Here is a 24,545-nt window from a genome sequence, read left to right on the forward strand (position 1 = left end):
GCCAGCCATGAGAAAAGTAGCCGCCATGATGATCGCGATGATGCTCTTTTCCGGATGCACCCATTACAAGAGCCAGTACGTTTCCTTCCGTCCCCCCGAGGCGTACGTGAACCATATGGAGCAAAGCGGCGTCTCCCTCGGAGGCGAGGCGTACGCGACCGCGGACTCCGCCGAGCAGGCCTTCGGTTTCGACATCAAGGGGGCGGGGCTTTTACCGGTCATGCTCGTCATGGACAACAAGAGCGGCAAGACCCTGGAGCTCATGGCAGGGCAGACCTTCCTGGTGGACGAGGGGGGGAACTACTGGCCCATGGTCACCAACAAGGTCGCCTTCGACCGGCTGGAGAGCTCGACCCAGTTCGCCTCCTTCTTCGGCAAGGGTGCCGGCAAGGGCGCCCTCCTCGGCGCCGCCGCGGGTACCGTGCTCGGTGCCGCTCTCGGCATCGTCTCCGGCCAGAGCGTGGCGGGGAGCCTCGGCAAGGGTGCCGCGATCGGTGCGGCAGGCGGCGCCGTCATCGGCGGGACCTCGGAGGGGACCTCCAACGAGCGTGAGAACCGCATCTCGGACGACCTGAGGAGCAAGGGGCTGGAGGGGCGTCCCATCCCCGCCGACAGCCTTTCCAACGGATTCGTCTTCTTTCCGGGGGAGGCCCCGAGCGCCAAGGAGCTGAGGCTGCAGTGGCGCGAGCGTGAGACCGGCCAGGTACAGAAGCTGAGCCTGCCGCTCAACGTGCGCAAGTAGGCGCGAAGTCTCGCAGCTTGAAGCGCGAATAGGGGCTCAAAGGCCCCTATTCGTTTGTGCGGGCTTTGAAGGAGAACCCCTTTGGAAAAACCGATCATCGCCGTAACCATGGGAGACCTAAGCGGCATTGGCCCTGAGATCATCGCCGCCGCCCTCGCCGACCCCTCCGTCACCGCCCTCTGCCGCCCGCTGGTTCTGGGCGATCGCGGCGCCATGGAGCGCGGCATCGCCGTCGCCGGCGTCGACCTAGCCATCGTCTCCGCCCCGGACCTCATCCCTCCCGCGGCAGCAGCACCGGGGACGCTCTACCTGCGTGAGCTCTCCACCCTCAAAGCGGACCAGATGGAGTACGGCCGTCCCACCCCCGCGGGGGGAGACGCCTGCTACCGCTACATCTGCGAGGCGGCGCGCCTTTGCATGGAAGGGACCGCGGCGGCCATGGCGACCGCCCCCATCAACAAGGAGTCGCTGAACAGCGCGGGGCACCACTTCCCCGGCCACACCGAACTGCTCGCCGAGCTGGCCGGCGGGCACGAGGTGGTGATGATGCTCGCCGGCGAACGCCTGCGCGTCACCCTGGTCACCATCCACGAGGCGCTCTCCCGGGTCCCGGAGCTCGTCACCTTCGAGCGCGTCCTCTCCACCATCAGGATCACCAACGCTTCGCTCTCGCGCTGGTTCTGCAGGACGCCGCGCCTCGCCGTTCTTGCGCTCAACCCGCACTGCGGCGAGGGGGGGATGTTCGGCGACGAGGAAAGCCGCATCATCGCTCCCGCCATCGCGCAGGCCAGGGCGGAGGGGATCGACGCGACGGGGCCGCTTTCCGCCGACACCCTTTTCCACTTCGCCTGTGAGGGGGGGTACGACGCGGTGGTCTGCATGTACCACGACCAGGGGCTCATCCCGCTCAAGCTGCTCCACTTCGATGACGGCGTGAACGTCACCCTGGGGCTTCCCATCATCCGCACCTCGGTGGACCACGGCACCGCCTACGACCTGGCCGGGACCGGCCGCGCGAGTGCCGCCAGCATGAAGGCCGCCCTCGTCATGGCGGCGGGGATGGCACAGACGGTTCAGGAAATCTGAGGCTTAGAAAGGAATCGCATCACATGAATCTGAAGAAATACCTCCGCTGGGGCGCCGGTCTCCTGGCCCTCTATGTCGTCTACGTCGTCGTTTCCTTGTTCTTCCTCCCGCCGGTCACCGAGCTAAAGAACAAAAAGACCAACATGACCATCCAGGTGAAGGACTGGCAGGGTAACTACCACCCCCTGGTGGTGGGGCCGAAGAACAAGTACTGGACCCCGCTTGCCCAGATCCCCCCCGAGATGAAGTGGGCGGTGATCCTCGCCGAGGACGCTTCCTTCTACAAGCACGAGGGGGTCGACGTGAAGGCGATCAAGGAGGCGATCAAGTACGACCTCGAGAAGCAGAGCTTCGCCCGCGGCGCCTCCACCATCACGCAGCAGGTGGCCAAGAACCTCTTTCTCTCCCGGGAAAAGACCCTGACCAGGAAGGCGAAGGAGCTTTACCTTGCTAAGCGGATGGAGCAGGAACTCAGCAAGGGGCGCATCATCGAGCTCTACCTGAACGTGATCGAGCTCGGGCCCATGGTGCACGGCATCGGCCACGGCGCACGCTACTACTTCGGCAAACCCGCGGCGGCACTCACCCCACGCGAGTGCGCCTTCCTGGCCGCCATGCTCCCCGGTCCCCGCGTCGCCTACAACCCGTACAAGAACCTGGACAAGGTGCTCAAGCGCTCCAACATGATCCTGAGGCTTTTGGCCAACAAGGGTGTGCTCTCCTCCGGCGAATACCAGGCGGCACTGGCCGAGATGCCCAACATCGGACGTCTGCAGAGAAAGGTCGACGAGAGCATCAAACAGGTCGAGGTCATGGCGAACCACACCAGCGCCACCGTGCCGCAGGGGTTGTCCGAGGAGCCCGGCAAGGGGGGCGCCGAAATCTCGGGAGGCGCTGCCACCGAGCAGCCTGCCGCAGGCGAACCCGCGCCGGAAAAAGCCCCGGACGCGGGAGCTCCTCCCGCGAAGGAGGAGGCGCCGGCGCAGGAGAAGCAGTAGCTGGACAACGCAGGCCTGTCCCCCCTTTCCGGCACCATCGGAGGGGGGACAGGCACCTGCGGGGCCAGTCCCCTTTTACCCTTTCCTCCCCGTCCCCGCCGCACCTCTTAGCCTTTCCTTAGAAAACTCCCCCTCAAGTTCCCATTAAATCTGCCGACATTACGTAAGGGAGCAATCATCGCGCAAACATCCGGAGAAGCTATGGAAACAACTGTGTCCGGTCGCGTCATCCTGGTTGACGACGACCCTTATGTCCTGGAGAGCGTGGCCCTGCTCCTGTCGGTGAGCGGCTTCGAGGTGCACCCCTTCTCGAACGGCATGGAGGCGCTGGAACTTTTGCGCCAGTCGCCGCCGGACGTGGTGCTGACCGACGTCAACATGCCCCAGATGACCGGGATTGACCTCCTGGAACAGGTGCACGAGTTCGACAAGGACATCCCGGTGATCCTGATGACCGCCTACGCGGAGCTGGAGATGGCGGTCTCGGCGATCAAGAAGGGGGCCTTCGACTTCATCATCAAACCCTTCAAGACCCCCTACCTCATCTACGCCGTCGAGAAGGGGATCAACTACCAGCGCCTGGTCCTTGTCGAGAAGAACTACAAGGCGGAACTTGAGCGCCAGGTCCTCGACCGGACCCGCGAGCTCGGGGAGGCCCTGGTGCAGATGCGCGCCATGAGCCGCGAGACCATCGAGAGGCTCACCGCGGCGGCGGAGCTTAGGGACGAGGACACGGGCAAACACATCGCCCGCATCGGCTTGTACGCGAAGCGGCTGGCCGAGCAGCTCGCCATGCCGCGCGACTTCACCGACGCCATCGCCATGTCGGCGCCGATGCACGACGTCGGCAAGATCGGCATCCCGGACGCCATCCTGCTCAAGGCGGGACCGCTCAACCGGGAGGAGTTCGAGATCATGAAGGGGCACACCTCCATCGGCGGCAAGATCCTCACCGGGTCGAACCACATGGTGCTGCAGATGGCGGCCTCCATCGCCAACACCCATCATGAGCGCTGGGACGGCAGCGGCTATCCCGCAGGCCTCGTCGGGGCAGCGACCCCGATGGAGGGGCGCATCGTGATGCTGGTCGACCAGTACGACGCGCTCAGGAGCAAGCGGGTCTACAAGCCCGCCCTCGACCACGACAGGACCGTGGAGATCATCACCAAGGGGGATGGCAGGACCATGCCGCACCATTTCGACCCGGAGGTCCTGGAGGCCTTCGCGGGGGCGGCGGGCGACTTCGAGCAGATTTTCGCCACCCACACCGACTAAACGAAGCAGACGACGGCAATGTCGAGGTTCAGCCTGAAAATAAAGCTGGCTGCGGTGGTCTTCATCCTGGTCGGCACCGTGAGCACCGGGGTCGCCGGGCTGGGACTCCTGTTCTTCATCCAGGAGTTCAAGGCCAGCACCGCCAGCCGGCAGTTCTCCGTCGTGAGCGCCATGGCGGGCGAGCTCGACGACCGGATCACCGCGGCGCAGCGGGAACTCACCGCGGTGGCACTGAGCATTCCACCCTCGATGGCCGGTGACGCCGCCAAACTGCAGCATTTCCTCGACTCCCGCCTCGACCTGCACCAGGTCTTCAGCGACGGCACCGCCTTCTTCTCACCTGCCGGCACCCTTCTCGCCTACGCTCCGGGGGAGACCCCGCTCATCGGAAAAAAATTCGCCACGCGCGAGTACTTCGTACGCACGCTCGCCTCGGGCAGGCCGCAGATCTCCACACCCTTCACCTCGGCCCGGGGCGAGGGGCATCAGGTGGTGATGTTCACCGCACCGGTCATGGGCGCCGACGGCAGCGTGATCGGCGTGCTGGGCGGGAAGGTGGAACTCCGGGAGGAAAATTTCCTGAGTCGCGTGGCCCGTATGCATGTGGGGGACGGCGGCAACTTCTTCCTCTTCAACGACAACCGCCAGATGATCGCGCACCCGGACCGGGACAAGGTCGGCCTTCCCATGGTGCACAAGGGGGAGCGGGAGCTCCTGGACCGGGCCATTGCCGGGTACGAGGGGAGTGGGGAGATGGTGAGCCCCTCCGGGGTGGATGGCATCTACTCCTTCAAGCGGCTTAAGACGACGGGGTGGATCCTCGCCGCGGAGCGCCCGCTCGCAACGGCCTACGAACCGATCGCCAGGGCGGAAAGGCTCGTCCTCTACAGCCTCTGCGCGCTACTGCCGCTGGCGCTCATCACCGTATGGCTCTTCGTAGGCCGTCTCACCGCTCCGCTTCTGATGTTCGCCGGCCGGGTGCGCGAGTCCGGGCGCGACGGGACTCCCTTCACACCGATCCCTCTGCAAAGCGGGGACGAGATCGGCGAGCTGGTGCAGGCCTTCAACGCGATGATGCAGGAGCTGACCAGCCAGCGGCGTCTTCTGGAGCGGGAGAAGAGCTTCGCGGAAGAGCTTTTGCAGCATTCCGCCGTTCCCTGCTTCGTCATCGACGCCCAGCACCGGGTCATCATCTGGAACAGGGCGATGGAGGAGTTGACCGGCGTGGAGGCTTCGCGTCAGGTCGGCGGGGCCGAGCCGTGGCGCGCCTTCTATGAGGAGCCGCGCCGGGTGCTGGCCGACGTGGTGGTGGACGGAGCGCTGCACGAGATGGCGGATCTCTATCCCTGCTACGCCGACTCGGCCCTCATCCCGGAGGGGCTCCGGGCGGAGGGGTGGTACCGGCTGAAGGGAAAACAACGCTACCTATGCTTCGATGCCGCCCCGATTCGGGACACCGAGGGGAACCTCCTGGCGGCGATCCAGACCCTGCAGGACGTGACCACGCGCGCCAACACCGAAGAGCAGTTGAGGAACATGGTCGAGGCGATCGGCGAGAGCGAGGAGCGCTTCCGCCGCCTGGTCGAGCTCTCCCTCGACGGCATCGCCATCCTCGTGGACCGCTGCTTCGTCTTCGTGAACCCGGCGGGGTGCGAGATGCTCGGGTGCGGCGTCCCCGACGAGCTCATGGGGCGCGAGATGCGGGAGTTCATCCAGAGGGAGTCGGAGGAGGTCTTCCTGGAGCAGATGAGCTACGCGGAGTCGACCGATACCACCGCGCCGTGGGTCGAGGAGAGGTTGTTGCGCAGCGACCGCACCGCTATCGAGGTGGAGCTCGGGGTGGGGCCCTTCGTGTACCGTGGGCAGAAGGCGCTGCAGGTCATCTTCCGGGACATCACCGAGCGAAAACTCGCCAAGGCGCGCCTGGAAACGCTTGCCCACTACGACTCGCTCACCTCGTTGCCGAACCGGGTGCTCTTCTTCGATCGGCTGAACCACGTGGTCTCGGAGGCGAAGCGCTATCACCACCCGATGGCGCTCATGTACCTGGATCTCGACTGCTTCAAGGAGGTGAACGACCGCTTCGGCCATGCCGCGGGGGACGTGGTGCTGTTGGAGGCGGGGCGCCGTCTGAAAGATTGCGTGCGGGCCTGCGACATGGTGGCGCGCATGGGAGGGGATGAATTCACCATCATCCTGAGCAAGATGGCGGAGCCGCAGGACGCGACGGTGGTTGCGGAGCGGATCATCGCGGCGTTCTCGCTCCCCTTCCAGGTGGAAGGGGAGGAGGCGTCGGTCGGGGTGAGCATCGGTATCTGCATCTACCCCGTTAACGATACCGACATGGATGGCATGGTGCGTTGCGCCGACGGCGCCATGTACCGCGCCAAACAGGACGGCAAGAACGTCTACCGTTACTGCGAGCCGCCGCAACGAAGGGAAGGGGAGGTTATACCCTGAGGCTTTCCACCGCGGCTTCGTCTAGTGCGTTGGTGGTGACGAACTCGCTCTCGACGCCGTCGCAGGTGACCGCGATGGTGGCAGTCTCACCCGGCTCCGCCTTGGTGTAGCGCAAAAGGATCTGCGCCGCGCGCTCGAGGAGTTCGGGAGAGCTTTCCCCCATGAGGGCTGCGAGGGGGCTTTTGCCGTCCTTCCAGCGCAGTGCCGCCTCACCCGCCTGGATGTTGCGCTCGACGAGATCGTTCTCCGCCTCGTTTCTACCTACGATCACCTTGGTGCGACGTCCGATCCTGAAGTGGCGCCCGAGTTTCAAGAGCCTGAAGTCCCTCATGTTCAGTTCGTCGGAGTGGTCGAAGACGTCGCGGATCTTGCCGACGAAGGAGAGCTCGGTCAAAAGGCAGCCGCCGGCCGGGCAGGGGTAGTTCTTCACGTCGAGTTCCTCGGCGAGCTCGAATTGCTCCTTCCTGGAGCGCCCCGAGATGGAGAGGAGCTTCTCGCGGTCCACCCACCCCTCCTGCTCCGGGACGGTCGGGTTGAAGTGCTTGGCCGAGAGGGGGCGCAAGAGGAGCCCCTCGAGGCCGCTCTCGCGCTCGATCACGCGCAGCGTGTCGCGGCGCTGGCTCATGGGGCGCTGGCCTAGCACCTCGCCGGTGATGACGAAGTCGGCGCCCGACTCCTCCATGTACTGTTTCGCCTTCTGCAAAAGGAAGATGCGGCAGTCGATGCAGGGGTTCATCCCCTTGCCGTAGCCGTGCTTCGGATTCCTGATGATCTCAAGGTAGTCGGTTCCCTTGTGCATCACCTTGATGGGGATCTTGAACTCCTCCGCCACGCGAACCGCCTCAGACTTGCAGCCGGCGTTCTTTCCGGTGCAGGTGCAAAAGGGTGAGGTGAAGTTGAGCGCCTCTACTGCAATCCCCTGTTCGAGGAGCACCTTCACGGCGAGGGTGGAATCAAGTCCGCCCGAAAGCAGGGCGATGGCTTTTCTCTGCATGCAAACTCCTTATTCAATTGACAATTGAGAATTGGCAATTGACAACGTGTTGTCTTGTTCAGTAATGATGGCAGTGACTTGCAACGCGACTTACGGATAGTCAGGAAGGGGATCTGCGTTGAGGTTCTGCTTGTAGAGGTACGGGGCATCGGCTTCTATGCCTGCAGCAAACGTGGCATTGTCAATTGTCCACTGTCAATTGTCAATTGATTTGTGCCTTGGCATTGTCAATTGTCATTCGATGCGTTTTCGGTTACATTTCCGTGGCACCGCCATCTGCAGGAACCCGGAGGTAATGCAATGAACGGGCTTGTCAAGGAAGGGTCCATCGGTGAGGTCCTTTTCAAATCGCAGATCATCACCGAGCATGAGTTGAGGGCCGCCCTCGAGGCGCAGAAGGTCTCGGGATGCCGGGTCGGCGAAGCGCTGGTCCGCATGGGGGTGGTCACCCAGGAGGACATCGACTGGGCGCTCGCCAACCAGCTGAACATCCCTTACGTACGCCTCAAGAAGGAGAACATAGACCCGGCCGCCGTGGAGAAGGTCCCGGGGGAGTTGGCACGGCGTTACAGCCTCTGTCCGGTGGTCTTGACCGGCACCGAGCTCTCGGTAGCCATGGCCGACCCGCTCGACAAGGGCGCCATCGAGGAGCTCTCCCGCGTCACCGGGTGCCACGTCAACATCTCCGTCGGTCTCATCCGTGAGATCCGCGAGATGCACGAGATCCTCTACGGGCCAGACGTCACACAGCCGGAGCTCGGTTTTTCCTCGGGGCTTTTCAGCGCGACCGTTCTCTCCGCCATCAACACGGATCTCACCTGCGCGACCCTTTTGAACCACCTCCTGTTGCGCGTGGTGCAGCAGAAGTTCGACAGCCTCGCCCTGCAGCCCCTGGGGGACCGGGTGCGTTTCTTAGCCCGTGCCGGGAGAAAGACCACCGAACTCGGCAGCCTCGCCATCACCCACTACGCCCTTCTCACCGAGCGCATCCGGCGCCTTTGCTCGCTCCCCGCTGCCACCCAGGGTGCGTCGAACGGCGTGCTTAGGTTCTTGTTGCAGGGAAAGAAGATCCCCTTCCAGGCGCTCCTCATGGCGGGGGATGGCGGCGAATACGTGACGCTCAGGCTGCACGTGAGCGCGCCGCAGTTGACCGGTCTCGACGACCTGGGGCTCGCCCCGCGGCAGCGCGCCGACATCGACGCCCTGGCCGGCGTCCGCGACGGTCTCATCCTCTTCTCCGGCAGGGAGCCGGAGACGCGCGGCAGGCTCATCGACCTCTTCCTCGACTCGTGCGACCACACCGACCGCAACGTGATGATCGTGGGTGAGCGGCTCGGGCGCGGCAAGGAACGCTTCCCCCGCCTCCCCCTGGCGCGCTGCATCGCCGACGACACCGCTGCGGTGACGGCCCGGGCCATGGACCACGATCCCGACACCCTCGTCATCGAGGACATAACCGAGCTTCCCGCCTTCATCGCGGCGAGCAAGGCGGTGATGCGCGGCAAACTGGTGCTGGCCGGGATCTCGCACGGGAGCAAGGGTGAGGTGCTGAAACAGCTGCTCTACCTGATCCAGAAGAACTTCCTGATCCCGACCCACCTGAAGGGAGTGGTTGGCTGCCGCAGCGTTTTCCTCCTTTGCCCCGACTGCAAGGAGCGCTACGTACCCGCGCCGGAGGAGTTGGCCGCACTGAGGCTTCCGGCGAGCGAGCGCCCCTCATTCCGCCCCGTCGGCTGCCCCGCCTGTGACCAGACCGGTTACCAAGGGCGTAAATATCTCCTTGAGGTGCTCCGTTTCGACGGCGAGCTCCTGGAGGCGCTGGAGATGATCCGCAACAGCGACGAGATGCTCCGCTACCTGAGGGAGTCCGGCTTCCGTGGCGTGGCCGAAGAGGGGCTCGAGCTCCTCGAACGCGGGGAGATCTCCCCGGGCGAATATGTCGCCTCGATACTACTGTGACGGAGATGAAAAATGGCAAGAATTGATGCGCTGTTCAAGCTGTTGAACGATGCCGGGGCTTCCGATTTGCACCTCTCCGCGGGCTCTCCCCCGATTTTCCGTTTGCGCGGCGAAATGGAGCGTCAGAACTTCAAGTCGCTTTCCCACGAGGAGCTGAAGGCGATACTCTTCGAGATCCTGACGCCGAAGCAGCGCGAGACCTTCGAGGAGAAGCACGACCTCGACTTCGCCTACTCGGTGCCGGGGCTTGCGCGCTTCCGCGGCAACTACATGTTGCAGCACCGCGGCATCGCCGCCGTGTTCAGGATCATCCCGAGCAAGATCCTCTCGGCCGACGACCTTGGTCTTCCGGACGGGATCCGGAACATGACCAAGCTCAGGAAGGGGCTCGTGCTCGTCACCGGTCCGACCGGGAGCGGCAAGTCCACGACCCTTGCCGCGATGATCGACCTGATCAACAGCACGCGGCGCGAGCACATCCTGACCCTCGAGGACCCGCTCGAGTTCATCCACGAGAACAAGATGTCGCTTTTCAACCAGCGTCAGATCGGCGAGCACTCCGAGAGTTTCTCCAGTGCGCTCCGGGCGGCGTTGAGGGAAGACCCGGACGTGATCCTGGTTGGGGAGATGCGCGACCTTGAGACCATCAGTCTCGCCATGAGCGCCGCCGAGACCGGGCACTTGGTCTTTGGGACCCTGCATACGAGTTCCGCCGCGAAGACGGTGGACCGCATCATCGACGTCTTTCCGAAGGACGCGCAGGAGCAGGTGCGCGCCATTCTTTCCGAGTCGCTGAAGGGGGTCGTCTGCCAGCAGCTTTTGAAGACCGCCGATGGGAAGGGGAGGGCGGCCGCCCAGGAGATCATGGTGTGGAACCCAGCGGTCGGGAACCTGATCCGGGAAGGGAAGACCTTCCAGATCCCCTCTATCATGCAGACCGGTCGGAAGGACGGGATGCAGCTCATGGACCAGCACATCCTCGATCTTTTGAAGACCAAGCGGGTGAGTCCGGAGGAGGCGTACCGCTGCTGCCAGGACAAACGGCAGTTCGAGCAGTACCTCACCACCCCGCCCGAACATTAGCCTTTTGTGGACGGCCCCCCGGAAACGGCAGGGCCGTTTTTTTGTCGGACTGTCGGACCCGTCAGACTAGTCCGACTGGTCTGACGGGTCTGACTGGTCTGACTGGTCTGACTGGTCTGACGTTGAACGCTGAACGTTGAACGTTGAACGTTGAACGTTGAACGTTGAACGCTGAACGTTGAACGGCCCAAGCCTTTTGCAGGAGCTGCCGCATGAAGTTCCCGGTTTCCCCCCTGGTGCGCGGAGTGCCCCCGCCCCCCATCTCCGAGGTGAAGGGATGGCTCGCCGCGGCGAGCCCCGAACTCCCCCTCATCGACCTCTGCCAGGCGATCCCCGACTACCCGCCACCCCCCGAGCTGATCGACCACCTGGAAACGGTGATGCGCGACCCGCTCACCTCGCGCTACAGCATCGACGAGGGGCTCCCCGAGGTGCGCGAGGCGGTCTGCCGTGGCTACCGCGAGCTCTACGGCGCCTGCATCGATCCTGCCCAGATCTGCCTCACCATCGGCGCAAGCCAGGCGCTGTGGCTCGCCATGGTCACCCTTTGCCGCGCGGGGGACGAGGTGATCGTGCAGCTCCCGGCCTACTTCGACCACCCCATGGCACTCGCCTCCCTGGGTATTAGCTGCGTCTTCGCCCCCTTCGACGAAAAGACCGGCGGGCTCCCCGACCTCTCCACCATCGAGGCGCTCATCAGCGAGAAAACGCGCGCCATCCTCATCGTCACGCCGAGCAACCCGACTGGTGCGGTGACCCCGCCGGATACGGTGCGCGAGCTTTACGCGCTCGCCCGCCGCCGCAACCTGGCGCTCGTCCTCGACGAGACCTACAACAGCTTCATCACCGGCGGGGTGCGGCCGCACCGGCTCTTCGAGGACCCCGACTGGGGGGACCACTTCGTCCACATCGCCTCCTTCGGCAAGACCTTCGCCCTCACCGGTTACCGGGCGGGGATGCTCGCCGCCTCGAAGGAGTTCATCGGTCACGCTTTGAAGGTGCAGGACACCATGGCGGTCTGCCAGCCGCGGGTGACCCAGCACCTGGTCCGGTACGGCTTCGAGCACCTTTCCGAATGGGTCGCGCGCAACCGGGTCATGATGGAGCGGCGCCACGAGGTGTTCCGTGCCGAGATGGAGAAGGCTGGCAACCCGTTTCGCCTGGTGGCGAGCGGGCCGTTCTTCGGCTGGGTGGCGCACCCGTGCAGCGGGAAGACCGGCCGCCAGGTCGTGAAGCGGCTGGTGGAGGAGGCGGGGATGCTGCTTTTGCCGGGCGAGGTGTTCGGCCCGGGCCTGGAAGGGTACCTGCGCCTCGCCTTCGGGAACGTCACCGAGGATGCCATTCCCGAGGCGGTGCGCAGGTTCAGGGAGTTCGATGTCTCGTCCTAGCTCTTAAACTTCTTACAGCGCTGCCTGCAGGAAGTCGATCAGCCCGTCGTTCACCTCTTCGGCGTGGGTCCAGTTGAGGCCGTGCGGCGCGCCGGCGACCACGACGAGGCGGCTTCCCTCCACCGCCTCGTGCGTCCGGCTCCCGGTGGCGGCGAAGGGGAGGATCCGGTCGTCGTCGCCGTGGATCACCAGGGTGGGGATCTTGATACTCAAAAGGTCGTCCCTGAAGTCGGTGAGCCAGGAGGTGACGCAGGCCAGGGTCCCGATGGGGGACGCCCCCGCCGCGATGTTCCAGCTAAGTCGCAGCACCTCCTCGCTTACCTGCCTCCTCCCCAGGGCATGCACGTTGTAGAAATTGCCCAGGAAGCTCGTCAGAAAAGAGAGCCGGTCGTGCTCGATCCCCTGCCGGATACCCTCGAAGATGCTCCCGTCAAGCCCTGCGGCGTTCGCCGGCGTCTTCAGGAGAAACGGGGTCACCGCCCCCATGAAGACCGCCTTTTGCACCCGCTCGGAACCGTAGCGGCCGAGGTAGCGCGCGACCTCGCCCCCGCCCATCGAGAAACCCACCAGCACCGCGTCGCGCAGGTCGAGCGCGTTCATCAGCACGTTAAGATCGGCGGCGAGTGTATCGTAGTCGTACCCGGTCGACGGCCTGCCCGACGCCCCGAACCCGCGCCGGTCGTATGCGACCACCCGGTACCCCGCCTTGAGAAGCGCCGGTACCTGCTTCTCCCATGACCGGCTGCTGAGCGGCCAGCCATGGATCAAAACCACCGGCTGCCCCTGTCCCATGTCCTCGTAGTACAGGTCGATGTTGCAGGAGTTCTCCTTCCCCACGGTGATGAAACTCATCGCTATCCTCCTTCTGGGGCGGTTCTTAGGCCCCGGCTTGGATGGGCGCTGCGGCACAAGTTGTTCAGATACAGCATTTTACCTTCAAGTCAACCGTTCTTCACAGTTTCCCAAGTGGTGCACGATCACCTATTTCCTTGTCTACTTCCCTTGTGTCATTTTATACTGCCAAACCCGCACTGTTTGTGCGGAAAATGCTCAAGCTATCTCTGTTCATCGCCGATCAGTAAAGCAACTTCAACCATTATTGATTCTGTTTCAATACAGGCGACTGATGAATCAACCTCCCATTGCAATCCGCTATGCAGTCAAAATGATCTGGGTGATGCTGCTTGTGCAGCTCTTCGCCACTGCGGCTGCCGGTGCGCCTTCGGCTTCGAAGGTAAAAAAGCCCGCCGCGGAGCCGATGGTGATCACCTTCGTCTATTTCCCGATGGCGGTCCCCGTCGCCGTCCTCGGGGAAACGCTGAAAAGGGACCGCCTGCTAAAGCGTGAGCTGGAGCAAGCGGGCTGTCGCATCGCATTTCGGACCCTGGCCAAGGGAGCCGATGCGGTTCCGCTGGTGCACAGTCGCCAGATCGACGCGGTGATGTTCTCGGACATGCCCGCCATCGAGACGGCAAGCTCGGGCGACCTTGTCATCGCGGGGACGGTGAAGCGGAGCTATGCCTCGGTGCTCGCGCACAGTAACGTTGTGCTGGAACAACTGGCCGGGAAAAAGGTTGGGAACGTTACGGGGTCCACCTCCCACTATGCCCTGTTGCAGGCGCTCGCCTCGGTCCGCCTCTCCGAGCGCGAGGTGAACCTGGTCCCCATGGAGCTGCACAAGATGCCGGAGGCGCTCGCACAGGGGCGCATCGACGCCTTCGCGGCCTGGGAGCCGACGCCGACCATGACCATGAAGAAGTACCCGGGACAGTTCTGCGTCATCTACCGGCAGGTGAGTCTTTCCTTCTTCGCCCTTTCCGGAGAGCTGCTGCGGGTTAACCGCCCCGCGGCGGACGCGCTCTGCGCGGGTATCATCAGGGCGGTGCGCTGGCTCAAAAAGGGAAACAACCTGAACACGGCGAGCCAGTGGGCGGTCCAGGGGATGACGGCCTTCAGCGGCAGGAACGCGGAGGTCAGCGCCGCCGACATCGCGGCGATCACCCGCAGCGACCTCCTCGACGTGCCCGCGGCACCGCTCATCTCCGCCGCGGACCGTGAGGCGAACTCGAACCTCTTGCGTGAGTTCGACTTCCTGAAGAGTATCGGCAGGATTCCGGCCAACGCCTCGCGGGAGCGGTTTCGTTCCAGCATCCGTCCTGATCTGCTCGAGTCTGTCCTCGGCAGGCGCTCGCGGTTTCGCCTGACCACCTTTGACTACGCACCCTAAGCGCCGGAGGATTACAGTATGTCAGCCAGCCCCGCCCGCAGGGCATGCCACGCCCTGCTTCGTTTCCGCCGACTGCATCTTGCGCTCGTCGTGCTGCTCGTCCTCGTTCCCGCCGCGGTACCGGCGAAGCCGGTGCCGCTTGGCTTCAGCTACCAGCCGCTCGCTTCTCCGGGCGGTGCGCTCGCCGCGGCGCTGCAGCACGACCGCATCCTGCGCGAGGCCCTCGCCCGCCAGGGCTTTCAGCTGACCATGCTCCCGGTGCGGGACGGGAGCGAGGCGATCACGCAGCTTTCCCAAGGGCGCGTGGCGCTCGCCACCATGGGGGATATGCCCTTCATAAAGGCGGTCGCCTCCGGGATGCCGCTTTGTGCCGTGACGCTACTCAAGCAGAACTACGTCTCCGTGATCGGCCCCAAGGGGATGATGGCCGCAGATCTGAAAGGTAAGCGGATCGGCAACACCTTCGGGACCACCGGGCACTTTGCGCTCATGAAGACCCTGGCGGGGAGCGGCCTGAGCGAAGCGGATGCGGTGCTGGTCCCGATGGAGGTGAACGAGATGGAGGACGCCCTCTTGAAGGGGGAAATCGACGCCTACGCGGCATGGGCACCCACCCCGGAACTCACCCTCGCGCGCTATCCGGACCGCTTCACCGCCATCGGCAAGCAAAAAAGCATCGCCTTCCTGGCCATGAGCGCTAAGGTTGCTGAGCTCCATCCGGAGGTCCCACGCCTGCTCGCGGCGGCGCTCACGCGGGCGCTTATGTGGGTGGAGCGGGACCGGGGCGCGCTGCAAAAAGTCACACGGTGGAACGCGGCAGACATCGCAGCCCTGAACGGCAAAGCCCTGTCGCAGGCAGCCCAGGCCCGCCTGGCCCAGGATCTGCGCCCGGATTTTAAGGCGGTCGGCAGGGTACCCCGTCTCCCGAGGGGTATCGAGGCGGACGGCTCGAGCCTTTGCGACGAGTTTCTCTTCCTGAAAAAGCTCGGCAAGGTGCCCGCTTCGGTACAGTGGTCCACGCTGAAGGGAAGCTTCAGGTTCGAATACCTGGACCAGGTGATGAAAAACCCAAAACAGTACCGCATCACCAGGTTCGACTATGACTGATGAAACGCACGTACATCCCAGGCAGCGCATGCCCTGGCACTCCGGGATCGGTGGACGTGTCGTCATCACCTTCTGCACCCTGTCCCTGTTGGTCCTCATGGCTGTGGAACTGAGCGAGCTTTACGGCCTTCCCTTCGGCGTCACCAAGGGAAGGGTCGCCGACAGCACCGCCAAAGAACTCACCGTCCTTTCCTCCATCGCCGACGGCAACAAGAAGCTCATCACCTCCTGGCTCGAGGAACGCCACTCCGACACCCTTTCCGTCGCCAGTGCCCCCGCCGTCAGGTCCCTTGCCGTGCAACGGGTCCGTGCGGGGAAGCAGCCGGCGGACCGCTCGCTTGGCGAGTGGCTGGAGGTGCTGCGCTCCGCTTACCGCTACGAGGCGGTCCGCATCGTCGACCCGCAAACCGGTGCGCTGGTGGCGGGGGGTGCCGATGACCTCCCCGATCCTCCGCTCGCCCCGGCGCTGCTCGCGGAAGCCTCCCGCCCGGGTAACGACGAGACCGTGAGCTTTCTCCCGGGCGGTCCCGGGCGCAGCGCGCGGCTGCACCTCGTCAGGCAGGTAGGACAGGACCTGACCCTGGACGAGCGGCCGGTGCTGCTCCTTGACTGCTCCGTGGACCTGGACCAGGTCATGAAGCCGCTGCTGGAAGGCTCCATCGCCGGGGTCCTCGGGCGCTCCGGAGAGGTGGTCATGGTCGACGGCAAGCGCCGCTTCCTCATGACCACGAGGCACCCGATGCCGGGGGGAGCGCCCGCGGTGCCGCTCGTCACCGTGGACGGCGGCAAGGCGCCGCGCCTCGCCACGGAGGGGAGCGAAGGGGCGATCAGGACGCTCGACTACCGCGGCGTCCCGGTCCTCGCCGCCTTCAGGCACATCCCGCTCAACCCGGAGGTCTCCTGGGGGATGGTGGTGAAGATCGACGAGGCCGAGGCAATGGCGCCGGTGCACCGGCAGTTGCAGCGCGCCCTTGTTTTCAGCGCGCTCGGGATCGCGGTCACACTTTGCTGCGCCCTCGTGGTAGCCCGGGTGCTGGGGCGCCCACTGGAGCGGATCGCCCGGACCGCGGCGGAGATCGAGGGGGGTGATCTGACCCTCAGGGTCCCCCTCGAGGGGACCCGGGAGACCATCGAGCTTGCCTATTCCTTCAACGCCATGGTGGACCGGCTGAAACAGTCGCAAGAGGGGCTCGAACAGCGCGTGGTCGAGCGTACCCTGCAGCTCGAGGCGCTGAACCGCGAGTTGCAGCAGGAGATAACCGGGCGGGCGAGGGTGGAGGAGCGCCTGCGGGAGAGCAACGAGAAGTTCGCCGCCGCCTGGGACAGCGCCCCCGTCATGATCTCGCTCACCTCGCTCGACGACTGGCGCTTTCTCGACGTGAACAACAAGTTCTGCACCACCTCCGGGTTCACCCGGGAGGAGGCGGTGGGGAAGACGGCGGTGGAAATCGGCTGGATCCGCACCGAGGACGCCGTCATCATCCGCGAGAAGCTCGCCCGCGAAGGAAGGATCCAGGACCTGGAGATCACCTGCCGCACGAGAAGCGGGCAGCCTCTCCTCTGTCGGCGCTGGGGCGAGGTGATCACCCTCGCGGGACGCAAGGCACTTCTCTCTATCGTCATGGACATCACCCAGTACCGGAAGGTGGAAGAGCAGTTCTACCAGGCGCAGAAGATGGAGTCGGTGGGAAGGCTCGCAGGCGGCGTCGCCCACGATTTCAACAACATGCTGAGCGTGATCCTGGGGCATGCGGAGCTCTGCCTCATGGACCCGGAGCACTCGTCGATGCAGCGCCGGCACCTGGAGGCGATCCGCGATGCCGGGGCACGCTCCGCCGACATCACCAAGCAGCTCCTGGCCTTCGCGCGGCGCCAGATCGCCGAGCCGAAGGTCCTGGACCTGAACGGGACGGTGGCCGGCATGCTCCGTATGCTGGAGCGCCTGATCGGGGAAGGGATCGAGCTGGTCTGGCTCCCCGGCGCAGGGCCTTGCCGGGTGAGGATCGACCCCGCCCAGGTGGACCAGATGCTTGCGAACCTCTGCGTCAACGCCCGTGACGCGATCGCGGGGATCGGCAGGCTCACCATCAGAACGGAAAACGTCGTCCTGGGCGAGGCGGAGTGCCGCGGCAAGGGGGACCTCTCTCCCGGCGCCTACGTGCTCCTGTCGATCGCCGACACCGGGGACGGAATCGACGAGCCGCTCCTCGAGCACATCTTCGAACCCTTCTTCACCACGAAGGAGATGGGAAAGGGGACCGGGCTCGGCCTCGCCACCGTGTTCGGCGTCGTGAAGCAGAACCAGGGGGGGATCCGGGTGGAGAGCCGCAAGGGGGAGGGGACCACCTTCGACATCTTCCTACCGGCGGTCGAGGCCGGGGCGTCCGAGGGGACGGAGGAGAAGGCCGCCGAACCGATTAAGGGGGGGGAAGAGACCATCCTCCTCGTGGAGGACGAGCCGTCGGTCATCGAGATGAGCCGCACCATCCTCGAGAACCTCGGTTACCGCCTCATGGTGGCCAGGGACCCGGAGGAGGCGCTGCGCCTTGTGGAGGAAGCGGAGGGGGCGGTCGATCTCCTCTTGACCGACGTGGTGATGCCGGGGATGAACGGCCGAGACCTCGCGCAGCGGCTCCAGGCCCTGAGGCCGGGACTCAAGTGCCTCTTCATGTCCGGCTACACCGCCGACATTATCGCCGACCACGGCGTGGTGCACGACAGCGTCAACTTCCTGCAGAAACCGTTCGACGTCAGGAGCCTTGCCGCCAAGGTCAGGTCCGTCCTCTCCGGCGTCGCATCCTGAAGGGTGAGTACGAGGCCAGCTGCGGCGCTTCGTGGGTAGCGGCACTCCTCTTACCCCGGGAATTACCGGAATACCAATGAAAAGGCCCCCCGGCATGTGCCGGGGGGCCTTCTTGTTTCGGACGTCGGCCCGGGTCACACCCTGAACCATTCCACCATCCCCTTCAGATCGCCGGCCAGGTGTGACAGCCCGGCGGAGGACTCCCGGATGCCGCTGCAGGCGGTGCGCAGCTCGCGCGTCAGGCCCGCGATCTCGTCCACGTTGTGGGAAACCTCGCTGCTCGATGCCGACTGCTCCTCGGTGGCGACGGCGATGCGCCGTACCATCTCGTTCACCTGCTCCACGTAGGTGGCGATGCGGTCGATAGCCTCACCGGTCCCCTGCACGCGCTCCACGATGGTGTCGACGCACTTCCTCTCGTCCCCCATCTTGGTCACCGAGCGGTTCACGCTCTCCTGCATCGCCTTCACGGTGTGGTTGATGTCGGCGGTGGCGACCGCGGTGCGCTCGGCCAGCTGCCGCACGCTGTCGGCGACGACGGCGAAGCCTCGTCCCTGCTCACCGGCGCGGGCCGCCTCGATGGCGGCGTTCAGGGCCAGAAGGTTCGTCTGGTCGGCGATATCCCTGATCAGGACGCCGATCTCGCTGATCTGCGCGGACTGGTCGCTCAACTGCTCCACCATGATGGCGGTTTCCCCGAAGCTGCCGACGAAGTGCCGGAGTTCTTCCGCGGTCAGCTGCATCGCCTCCTTCCCCTCCTTGGCGATCTCCATCATGGTGTCGGCCGCGTTCGCGGTATCCGCCGTGTTCCTCGCCATGTCCATGGTGGTCGAGGTCATCTCGGAGATGGCGGTTGCCGAACCCTCGACGCGCTGCGCCTGACGCGCGGCGCCGTCCTCCAAAACTCCGGCGGTAGCCGCCATCTGCTCGGAGCTTGCGGCCAGGGTGCTGGTGGCCTCGCCGATCTTCCCTACGACGTTTCTGAGGCTCCCAAGCATGCGGGCCATGGCCCCCTGCACCCTCCCCACCTCGTCCGAGCTCGTCGCCGAGATCTGGACGGCCAGGTTCCCCTCGGCCGCCTGCTCCGCCATGGCGATCAGCTCCCCTATCGGGCGGGAGATGGTGCGGAAGATCCACATGCCGACAAGGTTGCCGACGATGGCGGAGACGAGTGCGATCACCACGATGAGGGTCATGCTGTAGCGCACGGTGCGGTTCACCGTCCCGATCGCCTGTTCCTGCCCCTCCTGGGCCACCGTCACGGTCTGCTTTCCCTTTTCCGCCTGCTTTGCCACCACCTCGCGCAGCCTGGCGCCTCCCTGTGCCGCCTTTTCCTGGAGCTGCATCTTCTGTTGCAGCTTGGCCACAATGCCGTCCGGGGCGAAGACTGTGTCGCGCACACCGGCAAGCGAAGCGGCCACCCCGTTCAGGTTGCGCAACTCGCGCTCGGCGCCCGCCGCCTTCAAAAGCTGGGCGACCGCCTTTTCCACCACGGTGAGGCGGGCGTAATCCCGGGCGAACTCGGCGGCGACGGCGTCCAGCTCCTTCGGGGTGTTGGCGAAGAAGAGCCGGCCGGAAAGCCCCTCTAGCGACTTGCCGAGGGAGACGAGCTCGGTGTTGTAGGAGAGGACGTTCACCGCGGTGTTGGCCCGGGAGAGGTACCCCGGGAGCCTGTCGGACATCTTCCCGACCTGGACCTGGGCCCGGTCGACCTCGTCCTCGATGCGGTCCTCGACCTCGGAAAGCGTCGCGAGGGCCTCCTTCAACACTGCATCGGCACGCTGCGCGTCACCCCCCTCGGTGGCCAGTTTGACGAACTGGTCTGCCTTCGAGGTGAAAGTGGCGAAGAGGCCGCCTATCTGCTTGTTCTGCCTGATGTTGCCGTTTTGCTGGATCCTTTTCAGCCCTCCCTGGTACTGGGTTATGCGCCTCTTCTCCGGGGAGCGCTGTATGTCGTAGAGAAGGTACCTCATGTCCTTCAGCGAGGCCTTCAGGGTCTCGATGCTGGCGATGCTTCTCGAACTCTTGTCCGTCTCGTCGTTCGCCTTGGTATAGGCGGCAGAACTGGACTGCTGCAGGGTCCTGACCTTCACCTCCAGCTCCTGCAGCCGGCTGCTTGCTTCCTTGCTCTTCTGCAGGATGAGGGCGTGGGCCTGGGTCGAGTCCCGCTCCGAGGCGAGCCGGGCCGTCATGGTGGCGAAGAGCTCCTGGGCGATGCTGCTGAACTCGGTGGAGGCCTCGAGCTTCTCACCCGATACCGCCTCCAGTTTTTCCTGTGAGGACCTGACTTCAGCGAGCGATTTCTCCGCCTCCGTCTTTGCGGCGGCGAAGTCCGTCTGGCTGCGGGCCGCCGCCACCTTGACGAGGTCGGCGGTCGCCCCCTGCAGGGCGCGCTGGAACTCCAGGGTGCGGACCTGGTACGGCGTACTTTTTTCGGTGAGGTACGAGAGTTTGCCCCTGATGGAGCTCATGCTCAGAAAGCTTGCGACGGAGACCGCCGCAACGGCTACCACCACGATGGTGGCGTTCAACATCAGCTTTGCTTTGATGGTCATCACAGTGCTCCTTAGGTCAGGGGGCGGGTGTCCGTAACGGGTATTTCCCCGTATTCAGTGGGACTTTTCGGCATAACGCACCTTTTCTTAAGAGCAAAGCGAGCCTTCTCTAATGGGGAATTAAGGAGGGTGGTGGTGCGGATTCCCCTACGCGGAGGGGGTCAACCTGTGGTGCCGAGGCCGGCGGCGATGGCGTGCACCGTTTCCAGGAGACGGAAAAGAAGCTCTTCCGACATCCCCCGGTTCTGACGCATCCCCTCCTGGCGCCATTGGCGCAGCAGGGCGATCTGGCGCTCGTGCAGCACGCGCAGGGCGTCCGTGCGGCGGGCGAGCGGGACGTGGACCGCGGGGCGGCGCTCCGCCAGTGGGCCGCCGTAGATCTCTTCCAGAACCCGCACGGTGCGACGGTACTCGGCATGGATGGCGGCGAGGATCGGCTTTCGGAGCCCTTCTTCGTGTACGAGCCCCGCGTAAGCCTCCATGATCGCGGGGTCGGCGCTGGCGATGCTGGTGGCGGCGTTGCTGATTATGTAGTGCAGCGCGGTCCAGCTCTGGGTCGAGCGGACGAACTGCGCGAAGAGGGGGGCGTCCTCGAGCATCAGCTCTTCGAGCGCCGAGCCGATGCCGTACCAGCCGGAGAGGAAGTAGCGCGCCTGGCTCCAGCTGAAGACCCACGGGATGGCGCGCAGGTCAGCCAATGTGGCGTGGTCGGTGCGCCGGGTCGGCCGGGAGCCGATGCTGCTCGACTCGATGACGTCGATGGGGGTTGCCTGCCGGAAGAAGGTGACGAACCCCTCGCGGGCGAGGAGCTTTTCATACTCGCACCGGCTGCGGTGCGCCAGGCGGTCCATCACCGGCTCCAGCGGGTGCCCGGTGCCCGGTTCGCTGCGCCCGGGGATGCTTACCCCGGCGGTGCCGGCGAGCAACAGTTCCAGGTGGTAGGCGGCGTTCAACGGGTTCGAGTACTTTTGCGAGATCACCTCGCCCTGCTCGGTCAGTCGCAGGTCGCCGCCGGCGGATCCCTCCGGGAGACCGCGCAGGAAGCGGCTCGTCGGCCCCGCCCCGCGGCTGATGGTTCCGCCCCGGCCGTGGAAAAAGCGCAGACGCACGTCTACGCGCCGCCCCACCTCGAGCATCGCCTCCTGGGCCCGGTACAGCCCCCACAGGCTCGCCATGATGCCGCCGTCCTTGTTGCTGTCGCTGTAGCCTATCATCACCTGCTGCACCGGACGCTCGCCATGGAGCTCTGCGAGGGTGCGCCTGGTGACCGGGTGGCCCAGGAACCGCTCCAGGATGGAGGCGCTTCCCTCCAGGTCGTCGATGGTCTCGAAAAGGGGGACTACCGGGAGGCGGCAGACAAACCCCTGCGCCCCCCGGACGGCGAGCCCCGCCTCGCGCGCGAGCAGGTAGACCACGAGGAGATCGGAGACGCCGCGCGTCATGCTGACGATGAGGGAGCCAAGCCCCGCGCCGCCGAAGGAGGCGAGATGGGCGGCGAGCACGCGGTAGCAGCTGAGGACGCTCTCCGCCTCGCGTCCCGGTTTTGTACCCGGGAGCAGGAAGGGGCGCGACGAGGCGAGCTCACGGTTCAAAAAAGCGATGCGCTCCTCCTCGCTCCACCGGGAAAAACCGCTCTCTCCCGTTGTGGCAGCCATGAGCTGCTCCAGTGCGGCGTCATGGAAGGCGCTGTTTTGTCGTACGTCGAGCGAGGCCAAGTGGAAGCCGAACACCTCGACGCTGCGTAACACCGGCACCACGTCGGCCGCGGCCAAGCGGGCGGCGCCGCGCGCAACCAGGCTGTCCCGCAAAAGGCGCAGGTCGTCCTCCAGCTCGGCGGCCCGGCAATAGCGGGACCCCTCGGCTCCGCAGAGGACCTCGCCGTCGCCGGTTACCTCAACCGGGAGCCTCGCCCTCATCATGTTCACCATCTGGCGCCACGGCTCCTCGGGGTTGCGCCTGAGCGCCTCCTCCCCAGGCGCACCGGTCCTTGCCTTTAGCACATCCAGGCGCCGCGTGAGCTCCGGGGGAGGGGCGAGGAGGCGGCGCGATATGCTGAGCCGGCTGCCAAGCGTGGTGAGCTGACCGTGCAGCAGCATGAGCGCGTTCAGCCTGAGCTCCCTCAGGGTCGCCTCGGTCACCTCCGCGGTTACCAGCGGGTGCCCGTCCCGGTCCCCTCCCACCCAGGTGCTGAAGGAGACGCAGGGGAGACGCTCGGTCAAAAGCGACAGTTCTCCCTTGAGCCCCGCCTCGCGCCAGGCCAGGCAGATCCTGCGGTCGAGGATCGGGATCACCTGCGGGAAGATGTCGCGCAGATGGTAGATGATGGTGGCGAGCTCGTTCAGCACCTTTGGCTTTTCCAGGTGCACCTCGCTGGTGCGCCAGAGCCGCTCCAGCATCGCCACGATCTCCTCCCTGATCTCGTCGCACTCCGCGGGGGTCCAGACCGTGTTCTCCCTTTTCACGAGGAGCAGGTAGAGCTCGCGCAGGTGCCGGAGCACCGACGCCCGTTTCGCCTCGGTCGGGTGGGCGGTAAGCACCGGTTCCACACGGATCTCCCCGAGCATGGCGGCGATCTCCTCCTCGGCCACCCCGCTTCGTGAGAGCTTTTCCAGGACCCTCCCCCAAAGACCCGGCTCGGCTGCGAGCCCCTGGCTCGTTTCCAGGGCCCGTCTCGTCTGGACCGCGACGTTTTCCTCAGCCATACCGAGCAGCTGAAAGGCGACCGACCACGCCCTCACGAACTTGCAGTCCTCGGAGGGGGCAACCGAGCCGTTCTTGGGAAGGCAGGAGGCGAGCCGGGACTCGCCCAGGCCGTGGAACATCTCCGCGAGACACTCCATGAGGTAGTCGAGGTCGCGCTGCAGTTTGTCCTCTTTGCCGGTTGCATCCTGGGACGTCATGGCACACCCCCTTTTGATCCTCGCTCCCGCAGGCACCATGCCGGGGAGATGCGGACCGTGATGAATGATACCCGAGATTGGCCCCCTGCAAACCCCGGGGCGACTTGTTCATGTGAGAGCGCGTGTGCTACACTTCTTATTAAGAGGAAAAAGGAGGCGTACCATGAAAACGTTACTGCTCGTGCTTTTAGCGATCGTAGCGATCATCCTGACCGCCTGGCTCGTGCTGATTCCCGCCGGTGTGGTGGCAGGTTCAATCAAGGCCTTCCGCCATGGTGAACACGGTCACTGGGGCCACTGGAAAGGGTTGCGGCACCACGGCCCGCACTAGACAAAGTCAAAGCGCATGATCGCTGGAGATAAAAAAAGGCCCTCGGCTCATTACAAGCCAGGGCCTTTTCCTTTTCGTTTTGGAGAAAGCGTAACAGTCTGTTACGGCACGCTTTTGAAGCCGCCTTTGTAGAAGTCCTCATCGCGCCCATACGAGTAGGAGAAGTCCAGCTCGTCGAGGCACTCCTTGTTTTCCACCGGGATCTCGATGGTGAAGGGTTCGCTGCCGGCGAAACGTCCGCTGAAGGTCTTGGTTTCCTTAGCCATGACCTTGCCTTTGGCGTCGAGCAGTTTGGCGGTGAGCTGGAGGGAGGTGTAGGGGATGTCCTGACGCACGTTTTGAACCGTGCCGTCGATCCTGACCCCCTTGTCTGTTTCCTGTGCCTTCCATGCGATGGCAACCTCATGGTTGCTGAACTGGTGGGAGGCATAGGCGGGGTTCGCGTCCTGTTTCGAGCGGGTGGACGCACAGGCGGTGATCATGGAAAGCATCATCACTGTCAAAGCGAGTTTTTTCAGCATAAGTCACCTCCGTCTTGTTGATGTGGCGCTGCTCAAAGACCCCTCTTTTAAACCCTTTGAGTGTAACGCGAATATAACGGTGGGCAACTCTGGTATTTTAGGCGTTGCGGTTATGG

At 64.7% G+C, this 24,545-nt stretch carries 17 protein-coding genes; 12 read left to right on the plus strand and 5 right to left on the minus strand.

The window, feature by feature from the left end; translation table 11 throughout:
• Positions 1-7 precede the first annotated feature (7 nt).
• The 5 genes from E8K79_RS14940 (at position 8) to E8K79_RS14960 (ending at position 6,561) form a co-directional block, all read left to right on the plus strand.
• The gene (locus E8K79_RS14940) at positions 8-742 is read left to right on the plus strand and encodes a glycine zipper family protein (RefSeq protein ID WP_136515392.1); all 735 of its coding nucleotides are present in this window, start codon (positions 8-10) and stop codon (positions 740-742) included.
• 108 nt (positions 743-850) lie between these two features.
• Positions 851-1,828 (plus strand): 4-hydroxythreonine-4-phosphate dehydrogenase PdxA, encoded by a 978-nt coding sequence (pdxA, locus tag E8K79_RS14945; protein ID WP_136515566.1) that lies wholly within the window; start codon positions 851-853, stop codon positions 1,826-1,828.
• 23 nt (positions 1,829-1,851) lie between these two features.
• Complete coding sequence (locus E8K79_RS14950) at positions 1,852-2,826, plus strand: transglycosylase domain-containing protein (protein ID WP_136515393.1); 975 nt, start codon at positions 1,852-1,854, stop codon at positions 2,824-2,826.
• Positions 2,827-3,027: 201 nt separating this feature from the next.
• Positions 3,028-4,101 (plus strand): response regulator, encoded by a 1,074-nt coding sequence (locus E8K79_RS14955; protein ID WP_136515394.1) that lies wholly within the window; start codon positions 3,028-3,030, stop codon positions 4,099-4,101.
• Between the two features lie 18 nt (positions 4,102-4,119).
• Complete coding sequence (locus E8K79_RS14960; protein ID WP_136515395.1) at positions 4,120-6,561, plus strand: sensor domain-containing diguanylate cyclase; 2,442 nt, start codon at positions 4,120-4,122, stop codon at positions 6,559-6,561.
• On the opposite strand, the gene E8K79_RS14965 is transcribed toward E8K79_RS14960, so the two are convergent.
• Positions 6,551-7,555 (minus strand): hypothetical protein, encoded by a 1,005-nt coding sequence (locus E8K79_RS14965; protein ID WP_136515396.1) that lies wholly within the window; start codon positions 7,553-7,555, stop codon positions 6,551-6,553. The genes E8K79_RS14960 and E8K79_RS14965 overlap by 11 nt on opposite strands.
• 300 nt (positions 7,556-7,855) lie before the next feature.
• On the opposite strand from E8K79_RS14965, the gene E8K79_RS14970 reads away from it, so the two are divergent.
• The 3 genes from E8K79_RS14970 (at position 7,856) to E8K79_RS14980 (ending at position 11,985) form a co-directional block, all read left to right on the plus strand.
• Complete coding sequence (locus E8K79_RS14970; RefSeq protein ID WP_136515397.1) at positions 7,856-9,514, plus strand: GspE/PulE family protein; 1,659 nt, start codon at positions 7,856-7,858, stop codon at positions 9,512-9,514.
• Between the two features lie 12 nt (positions 9,515-9,526).
• A complete protein-coding gene (locus tag E8K79_RS14975; protein WP_136515398.1) occupies positions 9,527-10,597 on the plus strand; it encodes a type IV pilus twitching motility protein PilT in 1,071 nt (356 codons plus the stop codon).
• A gap of 212 nt (positions 10,598-10,809) precedes the next feature.
• On the plus strand, positions 10,810-11,985 hold the full coding sequence (locus E8K79_RS14980) for an aminotransferase (RefSeq protein WP_136515399.1): 1,176 nt from the start codon (positions 10,810-10,812) through the stop codon (positions 11,983-11,985).
• 12 nt (positions 11,986-11,997) lie between these two features.
• Here E8K79_RS14980 and E8K79_RS14985 read toward each other — a convergent pair whose 3' ends face one another.
• Entirely contained in the window at positions 11,998-12,837 is an 840-nt protein-coding gene (locus E8K79_RS14985) for an alpha/beta fold hydrolase (protein ID WP_136515400.1), read from the minus strand.
• A 313-nt stretch (positions 12,838-13,150) separates the two neighbouring features.
• Here E8K79_RS14985 and E8K79_RS14990 point away from each other — a divergent pair, with 313 nt between their 5' ends.
• From E8K79_RS14990 to E8K79_RS15000, 3 genes are read left to right on the plus strand one after another with little or no spacing between them, the layout of a single operon-like run.
• Complete coding sequence (locus E8K79_RS14990) at positions 13,151-14,212, plus strand: ABC transporter substrate-binding protein (RefSeq protein WP_162604673.1); 1,062 nt, start codon at positions 13,151-13,153, stop codon at positions 14,210-14,212.
• Positions 14,213-14,230: 18 nt separating this feature from the next.
• Positions 14,231-15,319, plus strand: coding sequence for an ABC transporter substrate-binding protein (locus E8K79_RS14995; RefSeq protein ID WP_136515402.1), 1,089 nt, complete (start codon positions 14,231-14,233; stop codon positions 15,317-15,319).
• On the plus strand, positions 15,312-18,122 hold the full coding sequence (locus E8K79_RS15000; RefSeq protein ID WP_136515403.1) for a response regulator: 2,811 nt from the start codon (positions 15,312-15,314) through the stop codon (positions 18,120-18,122). The genes E8K79_RS14995 and E8K79_RS15000 overlap by 8 nt, the downstream gene beginning before the upstream one ends.
• Positions 18,123-18,256: 134 nt before the next feature.
• On the opposite strand, the gene E8K79_RS15005 is transcribed toward E8K79_RS15000, so the two are convergent.
• Positions 18,257-20,677 carry a methyl-accepting chemotaxis protein gene (locus E8K79_RS15005; protein WP_136515404.1) on the minus strand — a complete coding sequence of 807 codons (2,421 nt, stop codon included), beginning with the start codon at positions 20,675-20,677 and terminating at the stop codon, positions 18,257-18,259.
• 161 nt (positions 20,678-20,838) lie between these two features.
• Positions 20,839-23,577, minus strand: a complete 2,739-nt coding sequence (locus E8K79_RS15010; RefSeq protein ID WP_136515405.1) for a phosphoenolpyruvate carboxylase — start codon at positions 23,575-23,577, stop codon at positions 20,839-20,841.
• A gap of 163 nt (positions 23,578-23,740) precedes the next feature.
• Here E8K79_RS15010 and E8K79_RS21325 point away from each other — a divergent pair, with 163 nt between their 5' ends.
• Positions 23,741-23,908, plus strand: a complete 168-nt coding sequence (locus tag E8K79_RS21325) for a hypothetical protein (RefSeq protein WP_198419378.1) — start codon at positions 23,741-23,743, stop codon at positions 23,906-23,908.
• A gap of 101 nt (positions 23,909-24,009) precedes the next feature.
• Here E8K79_RS21325 and E8K79_RS15015 read toward each other — a convergent pair whose 3' ends face one another.
• Positions 24,010-24,429 carry a hypothetical protein gene (locus tag E8K79_RS15015; RefSeq protein WP_136515406.1) on the minus strand — a complete coding sequence of 140 codons (420 nt, stop codon included), beginning with the start codon at positions 24,427-24,429 and terminating at the stop codon, positions 24,010-24,012.
• Positions 24,430-24,545: the final 116 nt, after the last annotated feature.

The organism is Geomonas edaphica, from assembly GCF_004917075.1.
GTDB lineage: Bacteria > Desulfobacterota > Desulfuromonadia > Geobacterales > Geobacteraceae > Geomonas > Geomonas edaphica.